We start from the raw sequence: 12,967 nt of genomic DNA, 5'->3' as shown, positions 1-12,967 counted from the left end.
AGTACCGCGGGAGCGGAGTGAAATAGTACCTGAAACCGTGTGCCTACAAGCCGTGGGAGCGTCGAGATCTTCGGATCTTCGTGACTGCGTGCCTTTTGAAGAATGAGCCTGCGAGTTAGCGGTGTGTAGCGAGGTTAACCCGTGTGGGGAAGCCGTAGCGAAAGCGAGTCCGAATAGGGCGATTGAGTTGCACGCTCTAGACCCGAAGCGGAGTGATCTAGCCATGGGCAGGTTGAAGCGGAGGTAAGACTTCGTGGAGGACCGAACCCACCAGGGTTGAAAACCTGGGGGATGACCTGTGGTTAGGGGTGAAAGGCCAATCAAACTCCGTGATAGCTGGTTCTCCCCGAAATGCATTTAGGTGCAGCGTCGTGTGTTTCTTGCCGGAGGTAGAGCACTGGATAGGCGATGGGCCCTACCGGGTTACTGACCTTAGCCAAACTCCGAATGCCGGTAAGTGAGAGCACGGCAGTGAGACTGTGGGGGATAAGCTCCATGGTCGAGAGGGAAACAGCCCAGAGCATCGACTAAGGCCCCTAAGCGTACGCTAAGTGGGAAAGGATGTGGAGTCGCAGAGACAACCAGGAGGTTGGCTTAGAAGCAGCCACCCTTGAAAGAGTGCGTAATAGCTCACTGGTCAAGTGATTCCGCGCCGACAATGTAGCGGGGCTCAAGCGTACCGCCGAAGTCGTGTCATTGCAGCAATAGGGCCAACGCCTGCTGTGATGGGTAGGGGAGCGTCGTGTGCCGGGTGAAGCAGCACCGGAAGGTAGTTGTGGACGGTTCACGAGTGAGAATGCAGGCATGAGTAGCGATACAAGAGTGAGAAACTCTTGCGCCGATTGACTAAGGGTTCCTGGGTCAAGCTGATCTGCCCAGGGTAAGTCGGGACCTAAGGCGAGGCCGACAGGCGTAGTCGATGGACAACCGGTTGATATTCCGGTACCCGCTTTGAAACGCCCAATATCGAGGCGAGCGATGCTAAGTCCGTGAAGCCGCCCTGATCTCTTCGGAGTTGAGGGGAGTGGTGGAGCCGACGGACCAGACTTGTAGTAGGTAAGCGATGGGGTGACGCAGGAAGGTAGTCCAGCCCGGGCGGTGGTTGTCCCGGGGTAAGGGTGTAGGCCGAGGGGTAGGCAAATCCGTCCCTCATGAAGGTTGAGACCTGATGCCGAGCCGATTGTGGCGAAGTGGATGATCCTATGCTGTCAAGAAAAGCCTCTAGCGAGTTTCATGGCGGCCCGTACCCTAAACCGACTCAGGTGGTCAGGTAGAGAATACCGAGGCGTTCGGGTGAACTATGGTTAAGGAACTCGGCAAAATGCCCCCGTAACTTCGGGAGAAGGGGGGCCACGCTTGGTGATGAGTCTTGCACTCTGAGCTGGGGGTGGCCGCAGAGACCAGCGAGAAGCGACTGTTTACTAAAAACACAGGTCCGTGCGAAGCCGTAAGGCGATGTATACGGACTGACGCCTGCCCGGTGCTGGAACGTTAAGGGGACCGGTTAGTGACCTTTCGGGGTTGCGAAGCTGAGAACTTAAGCGCCAGTAAACGGCGGTGGTAACTATAACCATCCTAAGGTAGCGAAATTCCTTGTCGGGTAAGTTCCGACCTGCACGAATGGCGTAACGACTTCTCGACTGTCTCAACCATAGGCCCGGTGAAATTGCACTACGAGTAAAGATGCTCGTTTCGCGCAGCAGGACGGAAAGACCCCGGGACCTTTACTACAGTTTGATATTGGTGTTCGGTTCGGCTTGTGTAGGATAGGTGGGAGACTTTGAAGCAGCCACGCCAGTGGTTGTGGAGTCGCCGTTGAAATACCACTCTGGTCGTGCTGGATGTCTAACCTCGGTCCGTGATCCGGATCAGGGACAGTGTCTGATGGGTAGTTTAACTGGGGCGGTTGCCTCCCAAAGGGTAACGGAGGCGCCCAAAGGTTCCCTCAGCCTGGTTGGCAATCAGGTGTTGAGTGTAAGTGCACAAGGGAGCTTGACTGTGAGACCGACGGGTCGAGCAGGGACGAAAGTCGGGACTAGTGATCCGGCGGTGGCTTGTGGAAGCGCCGTCGCTCAACGGATAAAAGGTACCCCGGGGATAACAGGCTGATCTTCCCCAAGAGTCCATATCGACGGGATGGTTTGGCACCTCGATGTCGGCTCGTCGCATCCTGGGGCTGGAGTCGGTCCCAAGGGTTGGGCTGTTCGCCCATTAAAGCGGTACGCGAGCTGGGTTTAGAACGTCGTGAGACAGTTCGGTCCCTATCCGCTGTGCGCGTAGGAATATTGAGAAGGGCTGTCCCTAGTACGAGAGGACCGGGACGGACGAACCTCTGGTGTGCCAGTTGTCCTGCCAAGGGCATGGCTGGTTGGCTACGTTCGGGAGGGATAACCGCTGAAAGCATCTAAGCGGGAAGCCTGCTTCAAGATGAGTATTCCCACCTCCTTGAGAGGGTAAGGCTCCCAGTAGACGACTGGGTTGATAGGCCAGATGTGGAAGCCCGGTAACGGGTGGAGCTGACTGGTACTAATAGGCCGAGGGCTTGTCCTCAGTTGCTCGCGTCCACTGTGTTAGTTCTGAAGCAACGAACTCGCCATGCCGGCTTGAGTTCAACTTCATAGTGTTTCGGTGGTCATAGCGTTAGGGAAACGCCCGGTTACATTCCGAACCCGGAAGCTAAGCCTTTCAGCGCCGATGGTACTGCAGGGGGGACCCTGTGGGAGAGTAGGACGCCGCCGAACAACCCGCCCTTTTAGCTCAGTCGGTAGAGCGTCTCCATGGTAAGGAGAAGGTCAACGGTTCGATTCCGTTAAAGGGCTCCACCAAAAGGCCCCCGCCATTCGGCGGGGGCCTTTTTTGTTTGCCCGTACGGGTTGCAGGGGGCATCTGAAGGGGCGCAACTGGAGGGGCGGGGTACGCCGCGGCCACCTAGGGTGGTTGGGAAGGCGGAAGACGGTTCCGCCGGCCTGGGAGGCGTGATGACCATACCCTCCGACGCGGCACCGCAGCGGACACAGCGCGACCCCGAGGACGTTCTCCGAGAACTCGGCGGCTCGTGGCACTGGGCGCTCGGCCTCGCGCTCGCGACACTGATTCCGGGCATCCTGATCCTCGTCTGGCCCGACGAAACGCTGCACGTCCTCGCCGTCATCATAGGTCTGCAGCTCCTGGTGGCCGGCGTCCTCGGCTTCGTCAGAGCCTTCTCGCACAGCAGCGCGGGAGGCAGCAGACTGGCGAGCGTCCTGATCGCCCTCCTGTCGTTCCTGGCGGGCGTCCTGGTCCTACGGCATCCGATGCAGACGATCGGCGCACTCTCCCTCATCGTCGGCGTGTTCTGGCTCCTGACCGGAGTGCTCACCGCCTACACGGCCATCGCCGACCGCTCACTCGCGCACCGGGGCCTTCTCTTCGGCCTCGGCGCGCTCGGCGCCGTCGCCGGAATCGTCGTGCTCTGCTTCCCGGTGGAAACCGCGGTCGCCCTCACGAGACTGCTGGGGCTGTGGCTCGTCCTGCTCGGCGTGCTCGAAGTCGTGATGGCCTTCGCACTGCGCTCCTCCACGCGCCGCGCCCTGTCCCTGGGTCCGCCTCCCCCGTGAGGAGAACACGCTCCGGCTAGTCGCCCGTGCGCTGCTCCGGGACGCGGAAGGCGAGGATGGCCATGTCGTCCGAGGCCGGCTCGGCCGCGAAGCGCTCCACCGCGCGCAGGATCCGGGCCGCGACCGCGCCGGCGGTCAGGCCGGTGCAGCCCGTGAGGACCTCGGTCAGACCGTCGTCGCCGAGCATGCGGCTGCCCTCACGGCGCTCCGTCACCCCGTCGGTGACGCACAGCAGGACGTCGCCCGGGTCGAGGGTGAGCGACTGCTCGTACAGGTCCAGCTCGTCCAGGACGCCCAGCAGCGGCTGCGGGTCCGCGGCGGGGACGACCTCGCCGTCCGGGCGCAGCCGCAGCGGCAGCGGGTGGCCGGCGCAGACGACCTTCATCAGGGCGCTGCCGTCCTCCTGGGGATGGAGCTCGCCGTACAGGAGGGTGAGGAAGCGGCTGCGGGCGCCCTCGTCGAGGATGGCCGCGTTGAGGCGCTCCAGCACCGCGGGGCCGCCCAGCCCCTCGCGGGCCAGGAGGCGCAGCGCGTGCCGGGCCAGGCCGGTGACGGCGGCGGCCTCCGGGCCCGTGCCGCACACGTCGCCGATCGCGAAGCCGTACGCGCCGTCGCGGATCGGGAAGACGTCGTAGAAGTCGCCGCCCACCTCGTTGCCCTCGCCCGCGGCCCGGTAGATCACCTCGACCTCCATGCCGGGGATCGCGGGGGAGCCGGGCGGCAGCAGGCTGCGCTGCAGGGAGCGGCTGATCGCGGTGCGCTCCGAGTACAGGCGCGCGTTGTCCAGGGCGAGCGCGGCCCGGCGGGAGAGGTCCTCGGCGAGTTCGAGGATCTCCTGGCGGAAGTGCTCCTCGGAGGGCCTGCCCAGGGTCAGCATGCCGATCACCCGGTTGCGGGCCAGCAGGGGGAGGACGACCGTCTCGCCGCCGACGGCGGCCGAGGCCTCGTGCCAGGTGCGGGCGCCGGCCTCGCGGACCGGCTCGGGCGGGCTCACCCGGGAGAGCAGGTCCCGGAGGCCGTCGATGCGCTCCTCGTCCTCGTGCAGCACGTACGACAGGTACGGGTCCGAGGACTGGTCGGCGATCGTGTACACGGCGCACCAGGTGGCCAGCGTCGGCACCGTCATCTGCGCCATGAGCGCCAGGGTCTGGTCCCGGTCGAGGGTGCCGGCCAGCAGGTCGGAGGCCTCCACGAGGAAGGAGAGGGAGCCGCGGCGCAGCCGCTCCAGCTCGCCGAGGCGGGCCGACTCGACGGCCAGGGCGATCCGGTCGGCGGCGAACTGCAGGCGCAGCGCCTCCGCGTTGGAGTAGCGGCCCAGGTTCTCGGCGGCCACGCCGAGGGAGCCGGTGAGCCGGCCCTCGACCTTGAGGGGGACGGTGACCGCCGAGCGCATACCGGTGGCGTCCAGCAGGGGAACGGCGCCGGGGACGGCGGTCAGGTCGTCGTGGACGGCGGGCATGCGGGCCGAGCCGTAGCGGTTGGTGCCGGCCTCGACGGGGACGCGGGCGAACCGCTGGCGGGTGGAGGGCAGCCCGGTGGTGGCGCGGACCTCCAGCTCCGTCTCGTCGTCCGTGGCCAGCAGCAGGAAGGCGGCGTCGGCGTCGAGCATGTCGCGGGCGCGTTCGACGGTGCGCTGGAGGAGGCTGTCGAGGTCGTCCGGGGCGGGGGAGCCGATGAACACCTCGAAAGGGTCCGCGGGCCGGGCCTCGGCCAGCGGGAAGCCGTCGGAGACGGGCAGGCGGACGGGCGTCTGGAGCAGGGCGCGCTCGTCGTCGTGGACGAGGAGGCAGACGGTGGACGGCTCGCCGTGCGCATCGCGGACCCGCAGGTGGGAGGCGTACACGGGGATGACCCGGCCGTCGGCTCCGCGGATCCCGTAGCTGCCCTCCCAGCGGGACAGGCGCAGGGCCTCGGCGATGCCGGTGCCCGTGCCGGGGGTCTGCGGCCAGGCGGCCAGCTCGGCGAGCGGCCGGCCGAGGGCCTTCCCGGCGGGGTGCCCGAAGACGTGCTCGGCGTCCTCGTTCCAGGCGGAGATGCAGTCCGCGGCGTCGATCTGGACCACGGCCACGCGGACGCGGCTGTCGGCGAGCGGCAGCAGGCGGTCGGGGACGACGGGCCCGGCGGAGCGGGTGCCGACCGGGCGGTCCGGCAGGTCGAGGCGGAACCACACGTGCTTGTGCGTGGCCGTGTACTCGACGCCCCAGCGGGTGGCGAGGGCGGCGCAGAGCATGAGACCGCGGCCGTTCTCGCGGTCGGGGTCGGCGTACGGGCGGTCGCCGGGGTAGCGCAGCGGGAGTTCGCGCTCGGGATAGCGGTCGGCGACCTCGACCCGTACGCCGTCCTCGGTGCGCAGGCAGAGGACTTCGGCCCGGGTGCCGGCGTGGACCACGGCGTTCGTGACGAGTTCGCTGGTGAGCACGACGGCGTCGTCGACGATGTCGGCGAAGCCCCAGCCCTGCAGGGTGTCGCGGACGAACACCCGGGCGGCGGCGACGGAGCGCCCTTGGGGGTCGAAGCTGGCAGCCGCCCGAGCCGTGATCACAAGTCTCCTTCGACGCGGTGGGACATCGGATGCCAGGTTACTTACCTTCGCGCCCGCCATGGTGCCGTCGTCGGGGATTCCACCCGCGGGGTGCGGGCGGTGTGCGATGGTGCCGGAGTGTTATGGCCAGGTTCGGCCGGAGTGAAACACTGGGCAGGATCGGGTAGCCGGGCGGGTGACGCGCCGGTTGCCGATGGAACAGGGTCGACCCTTTCGGGAGGGACACGGTGGAGTCTGGCGCAGCGGTGCGGCGTACGGGTGCGCGCGCGAAGGGCGGGCGTCCGCGCCGGGGCGGAACGACGGAAGTCGATACCGCCGCCCTGAACCGGCTGCTCACGGCCCTGGTGTCGATGCGGGACGGGAACTTCCGCAAGCGGCTGACGGTGTCGGGCGACGGGGTGATGGCGGAGATCGCCGCCGTCTACAACGAGGTCGCCGACCGCAACCTGCACCTGACGGGGGAGCTGTCCCGGGTGCGGCGGATGGTGGGCCGTGAGGGGAAGCTGAGCGAGCGGCTCGAAACGGGTGCCTGCGAGGGCTCCTGGGCGGCCGCGATCGACGCCTCGAACCAGCTGGTGGACGATCTCGCCCGGCCGGTGTCCGAGGTGGGCCGGGTGCTGTCCGCGGTAGCGGAGGGCGACCTGGACCAGCGGATGGACCTGCGGACGCTGTCGGCGGACGGGACGGGTCATCCGCTGCGCGGGGAGTTCCTGAAGGTCGGGCGCACCGTCAACAACCTGGTCGACCAGCTGTCCGCGTTCACGGACGAAGTGACGCGCGTGGCGCTGGAGGTGGGCACCGAGGGGAAGCTCGGCGGTCAGGCCCAAGTGCGCGGAATGTCGGGTTCGTGGAAGGATCTGACCGACTCCGTCAACACCATGGCGTACCGGCTCACCGCTCAGGTGCGTGATATCGCGCTGGTGACGACGGCGGTGGCGAAGGGCGATCTGTCGCGCAAGGTCACGGTCCACGTGGCCGGCGAGATGCTCCAGCTGAAGAACACCGTCAACACGATGGTGGACCAGCTGTCCTCGTTCTCCTCGGAGGTGACGAGGGTCGCCCGCGAGGTGGGTACGGAGGGCGAGCTCGGCGGCCAGGCGAAGGTGCCCGGGGTCGCGGGCGTGTGGAAGGACCTGACCGACTCCGTCAACACGATGGCGGGCAACCTGACGGCCCAGGTGCGGGGGATCGCGCAGGTCACGACGGCCGTCGCCAACGGCGACCTGTCGCAGAAGGTACGGGTCAGCGCGCGCGGCGAGGTGGCGCAGCTGGCCGAAACGATCAATCAGATGACCGAGACCCTGCGGACGTTCGCGGACGAGGTCACCCGGGTGGCCAGCGAGGTCGGCGCCAAGGGCCTGCTGGGCGGTCAGGCGCAGGTGCCGGGGGCGGCGGGGACGTGGAAGGACCTCACCGACTCGGTGAACACGGTCTTCCGCAACCTGACCACGCAGGTGCGCGACATCGCCCAGGTGACGACGGCCGTCGCGAACGGCGACCTGTCGCAGAAGGTCACGGTCGACGTGGCCGGCGAGATGCTGGAGCTGAAGAACACCGTCAACACGATGGTGGATCAGCTGCAGTCCTTCGGTTCGGAAGTGACCCGTGTGGCCCGCGAGGTCGGGGTCGAGGGCGAGCTGGGCGGTCAGGCGCAGGTGCCGGGGGCGGCGGGGACGTGGAAGGACCTCACCGACTCGGTGAACACCGCGTTCCGGAACCTGACGGGCCAGGTCCGCAACATCGCGCAGGTGACGACGGCGGTGGCCAACGGCGACCTGTCGCAGAAGGTCACCGTGGACGTCTCCGGCGAGATGCTCCAGCTGAAGAACACCGTCAACACGATGGTGGACCAGCTGTCCTCGTTCGCCGACCAGGTGACGCGGATGGCGCGGGACGTGGGCACGGAGGGCCGGCTCGGCGGCCAGGCGCGCGTGGAGGGGGTGTCCGGCACCTGGAAGGAGCTGACCGACTCGGTCAACTTCATGGCGGGGAACCTCACCTCCCAGGTGCGCCAGATCGCCCAGGTGACCACGGCGGTGGCGCGGGGCGACCTGTCGCAGAAGATCGACGTGGATGCGCGCGGCGAGATCCTGGAGCTGAAGAACACCATCAACACGATGGTCGACCAGCTGTCGGCCTTCGCGGAGCAGGTGACCCGGGTGGCACGGGACGTGGGCACGGAGGGCCGGCTCGGCGGGCAGGCGCAGGTGCCCGGGGTGGCCGGCGTGTGGCGCGACCTCACGGACTCGGTGAACGGCATGGCCGGGAACCTGACCTCGCAGGTTCGCAACATCGCGCAGGTCGCGACGGCGGTGGCGCGGGGCGACCTGTCGCAGAAGATCGACGTGGATGCGCGCGGCGAGATCCTGGAGCTGAAGAACACCCTCAACACCATGGTCGACCAGCTCTCGAACTTCGCGGAGCAGGTGACGCGGGTGGCGCGCGAGGTGGGTACCGAGGGCATCCTGGGCGGCCAGGCGGAGGTGAAGGGCGTCTCCGGCACCTGGAAGGACCTCACGCAGTCCGTCAACTTCATGGCGAACAACCTGACCTCGCAGGTGCGCAACATCGCCGAGGTGACGACCGCGGTCGCGATGGGCGACCTCTCCAAGAAGATCACCGTCGACGCCAAGGGCGAGATCCTCGAACTCGTCACGACCGTCAACACGATGGTCGACCAGCTGTCCTCGTTCGCGGAGCAGGTGACGCGGGTGGCGCGCGAGGTGGGTACCGAGGGCATCCTCGGCGGCCAGGCCCGGGTGCGCGGGGTGACCGGCATCTGGAAGGACCTGAGCGACAACGTCAACACGATGGCCGGGAACCTGACCGCGCAGGTCCGCGGGATCGCCCAGGTCTCGGCGGCCGTCGCCAACGGCGACCTGACCAAGAAGGTCACGGTGGAGGCGCGCGGCGAGGTCGCGCAGCTGGCGGACACGGTCAACACGATGGTGAAGACGCTGTCCTCGTTCGCGGACGAGGTGACCCGGGTGGCCCGCGAGGTGGGCACGGAGGGCCGGCTGGGCGGCCAGGCGCACGTGCCGGGCGTGTCCGGGACGTGGAAGGACCTCACGGACTCGGTGAACTTCATGGCGTCCAACCTGACCGGTCAGGTGCGGCAGATCGCCATGGTCACGACGGCCATCGCCAAGGGCGACATGACCAAGAAGATCGACATCGATGCGCGCGGCGAGATCCTGGAGCTGAAGACCACGATCAACACGATGGTCGACCAGCTGTCCTCGTTCGCCGACCAGGTCACGCGGGTGGCCCGCGAGGTGGGCACCGAGGGCATCCTGGGCGGCCAGGCCCGGGTGCGGGACGTCGACGGAACCTGGCGCGACCTCACCGAGTCGGTGAACGAGATGGCCGGGAACCTGACCCGGCAGGTCCGTGCGATCGCCGCCGTGGCCACGGCGGTGACCCGCGGCGACCTCAACCTCAAGATCGACGTGGACGCGGCGGGCGAGATCCAGGTCCTCCAGGACAACATCAACACGATGATCGCGAACCTGCGCGACACCACCCTGGCCAACGAGGAGCAGGACTGGCTGAAGAGCAACCTCGCCCGGATCTCGGCCCTGATGCAGGGCCGCCGCGACCTGGACGACGTGGCCTCGCTGATCATGAGCGAGCTGACCCCGGTGGTCTCGGCGCAGCACGGGGCGTTCTTCCTGGCCGTGCCGTCCGGCGGGACCACCGAGGTCGGGACCGAAGGGGGCCCCGACGGCTCGTACGAGCTGCGGATGCGCGGGAACTACGGGTACGCCGGCAGCCAGATGCCGACCATGTTCCGGCCCGGTGAGGGGCTGATCGGGACCGTCGCCGAGGAGAAGCGGACGATCCTGGTCGAGAACACCCCGCCCGGCTACCTGAAGATCTCCTCCGGGCTCGGGGAGGCGCCGCCGGCGCAGGTGATCGTGCTGCCGGTGCTGTTCGAGGGGAAGGTGCTCGGCGTCATCGAGCTGGCGTCCTTCCAGCCGTTCGCCCAGATCCAGAAGGACTTCCTCAGCCAGATCGCCGAGATGATCGGTACGAGCGTCAACACCATCAGCGTCAACTCCAAGACGGAGATGCTGCTCAAGCAGTCGCAGGAGATGACCGAGCAGCTGCGGGAGCGCTCCGACGAGCTGGAGAACCGGCAGAAGGCCCTCCAGGCGGCCAACGCGGAGCTGGAGGAGAAGGCCGAGCTGCTGGCCCAGCAGAACCGGGACATCGAGGTGAAGAACACCGAGATCGAGGAGGCCCGGCAGGTCCTGGAGGAGCGGGCCGAGCAGCTGGCGGTGTCGATGCGCTACAAGAGCGAGTTCCTGGCGAACATGTCGCACGAGCTGCGCACCCCGCTGAACTCGCTGCTGATCCTGGCCAAGCTGCTCGCCGACAACGCCGACGAGAACCTGTCGCCGAAGCAGGTGGAGTTCGCCGAGACCATCCACGGGGCGGGCTCGGACCTGCTCCAGCTGATCAACGACATCCTGGACCTGTCGAAGGTCGAGGCGGGGAAGATGGACGTCTCCCCGACCCGGATCGCGCTGGTGCAGCTGGTGGACTACGTGGAGGCCACGTTCCGGCCGCTGACCGCGGAGAAGGGCCTGGACTTCTCGGTGCGGGTGTCCCCGGAGCTGCCGGCCACCCTGCACACCGACGAGCAGCGGCTGCTCCAGGTGCTGCGCAACCTGCTGTCGAACGCGGTGAAGTTCACCGACACGGGTGCGGTGGAGCTGGTGATCCGCCCGGCCGGGTCCGACGTGCCGGCGGCGATCCGCGAGCAGCTGCTGGAGGCGGGTTCGCTGCGGGACGCGGACGCCGACCTGATCGCGTTCTCGGTGACGGACACCGGGATCGGGATCGCGGCGAGCAAGATGCTGGTGATCTTCGAGGCGTTCAAGCAGGCGGACGGGACCACCAGCCGGAAGTACGGCGGTACGGGCCTGGGGCTGTCCATCAGCCGGGAGATCGCCCGGCTGCTGGGCGGGGAGATCCACGCGGCCAGCGAGCCCGGCCGCGGGTCCACCTTCACGCTGTACCTGCCGCTGCACCCGAGCGAGCTGCCCCCGCAGGGGTACGCCCCGCCGCAGCCGGGCGGCGGCCGGGTCGACGGCTACCACCGGCCGGCCGACGGGGTCCGTGCGGCGCTGCCGCCGGCGTCGGCGGCCATGACGCAGCCGCCGGTGCAGCAGGGCCAGGTGCAGCAGATGCAGCCGCAGGCGCTGCCGGTGGGGTCCGGGCATGCGGGCGCCGGACCGGCCGGTCCGGCGCAGGGCGGCGGGGCCGCGCTGTTCCGGCGGCGCCGCAAGGCGCCGATCGCCCCGGAGCCGCGTACCGCGGTGCCGGGGCAGCCCAACGCGGTCGGGCCGGAGGACGGCTGGGGCGGCCCGGAGGAGGAGCTTGCGGCGGTGCCGCGCACGTACGACTTCCACGGGGAGCGGGTGCTCATCGTGGACGACGACGTGCGCAACGTCTTCGCGCTGACCAGCGTGCTGGAACAGCACGGGCTGGCGGTGCTGTACGCGGAGAACGGCCGGGAGGGCATCGAGGTGCTGGAGCAGCACGACGACGTGGCGGTCGTGCTGATGGACATCATGATGCCGGAGATGGACGGGTACGCGACGACCGCGGCGATCCGGCGGATGCCGCAGTTCGCGGGGCTGCCGATCATCGCGCTGACGGCGAAGGCGATGAAGGGCGACCGGGAGAAGGCGATCGATTCCGGGGCGTCCGATTACGTCACCAAACCGGTCGACCCCGACTATTTGCTCTCGGTGATGGAGCAGTGGATGCGCGCCGAGTGACCGGTGACCGACCGGTCCGGTACCCATTGCTGACTGACGGTGGCGAAACGGGTGTGGGAGGGCACGGGACGGGGAACCTTCAGCTCCCCCGCACCGTTTCCGCTTCGTGCACAGTGACATCTTGGTGACAGGGTGTGGCGATCTCGGGACTGGGGCTACGATGACCGGCACAAGGACGGGCGGCGCAAGGATGCCGTCCTCTGGGGCGGGGCCCGGCGCACAGGCCGGTGCCAGGAGCCGGGGAGGCCCCATGCCGGGGCGAGGAGGACAGGGCATGGTGCAGAAGGCCAAGATCCTCCTGGTCGACGACCGGCCGGAGAATCTGCTGGCGTTGGAGGCCATCCTCTCCGCGCTCGATCAGACACTCGTCCGGGCGTCGTCGGGGGAGGAAGCGCTCAAGGCGCTGCTGACGGACGATTTCGCGGTCATCCTGCTGGACGTGCAGATGCCCGGGATGGACGGCTTCGAGACGGCCGCGCACATCAAGCGGCGGGAGCGGACCCGGGACATCCCGATCATCTTCCTCACCGCGATCAACCACGGTCCGCACCACACCTTCCGCGGCTATGCGGCGGGCGCGGTGGACTACATCTCCAAGCCCTTCGACCCGTGGGTGCTGCGGGCCAAGGTCTCGGTGTTCGTGGAGCTGTACACGAAGAACTGCAAGCTGCGCGAGCAGGCCGCGCTGCTGCGCCTCCAGCTGGAGGGCGGCGGTGTGGGCGGCGACGCCACCAAGGAGACGGCCGGCCTGCTGGCCGAGCTCTCGGCGAGGCTGGCGGCGGTCGAGGAGCAGGCCGAGGCGCTGACCAAGCAGCTCGGCGAGGAGGCCGCCGATCCGGCGGTCGTGGCGACCGCGGCCCATCTGGAGCGCAAGCTCACCGGGCTGCGGCGGGCGCTGGACGCGCTGGAGCCGGGGGCCGGCGGGGCGGCGCCGATGCTGCCCGCGCAGAACTGACGGACCGACTCCTGGCCCCGGCAGAGGCGTCTGGCGGGGCGTCAGGTCTGTTGGTGCGTCAATCAGCCGACGGTGCGGCCGACAC

General features: G+C 68.0%; 4 protein-coding genes, 1 tRNA gene and 2 rRNA genes (1 of these 7 running past the window's edge). 6 read left to right on the top strand and 1 reads right to left on the bottom strand.

Going from position 1 to position 12,967, the window contains the following annotated elements; genetic code table 11:
• From ACSHWO_RS09765 to ACSHWO_RS09750, 4 genes are all read left to right on the top strand, one after another.
• Positions 1 to 2,550: ribosomal RNA gene (locus ACSHWO_RS09765) — 23S ribosomal RNA — on the top strand; it begins 566 nt to the left of the window's first position.
• A gap of 74 nt (positions 2,551 to 2,624) precedes the next feature.
• Positions 2,625 to 2,741 (top strand): 5S ribosomal RNA (rrf, locus tag ACSHWO_RS09760).
• 5 nt (positions 2,742 to 2,746) lie between these two features.
• Positions 2,747 to 2,822, top strand: a tRNA-Thr gene (locus ACSHWO_RS09755).
• Positions 2,823 to 2,978: 156 nt separating this feature from the next.
• Positions 2,979 to 3,596: an HdeD family acid-resistance protein gene (locus ACSHWO_RS09750; protein ID WP_438311206.1), complete on the top strand. Its 618-nt coding sequence runs from the start codon at positions 2,979 to 2,981 to the stop codon at positions 3,594 to 3,596.
• 16 nt (positions 3,597 to 3,612) lie between these two features.
• On the opposite strand, the gene ACSHWO_RS09745 is transcribed toward ACSHWO_RS09750, so the two are convergent.
• The gene (locus tag ACSHWO_RS09745; RefSeq protein ID WP_438311203.1) at positions 3,613 to 6,198 is read right to left on the bottom strand and encodes a SpoIIE family protein phosphatase; all 2,586 of its coding nucleotides are present in this window, start codon (positions 6,196 to 6,198) and stop codon (positions 3,613 to 3,615) included.
• A gap of 167 nt (positions 6,199 to 6,365) precedes the next feature.
• Here ACSHWO_RS09745 and ACSHWO_RS09740 point away from each other — a divergent pair, with 167 nt between their 5' ends.
• Positions 6,366 to 11,927: a HAMP domain-containing protein gene (locus ACSHWO_RS09740; protein WP_438311201.1), complete on the top strand. Its 5,562-nt coding sequence runs from the start codon at positions 6,366 to 6,368 to the stop codon at positions 11,925 to 11,927.
• A 274-nt stretch (positions 11,928 to 12,201) separates the two neighbouring features.
• Positions 12,202 to 12,882, top strand: coding sequence for a response regulator (locus ACSHWO_RS09735; protein WP_438311199.1), 681 nt, complete (start codon positions 12,202 to 12,204; stop codon positions 12,880 to 12,882).
• Positions 12,883 to 12,967: the final 85 nt, after the last annotated feature.

This window comes from Streptomyces pallidus (ex Mingjun et al. 2026) (genome assembly GCF_051550185.1).
In the GTDB taxonomy this organism is placed as follows: domain Bacteria; phylum Actinomycetota; class Actinomycetes; order Streptomycetales; family Streptomycetaceae; genus Streptomyces.
Note: the sequence above shows the minus strand (reverse complement) of the source record. Positions and strands in the feature narration are given on the sequence as shown.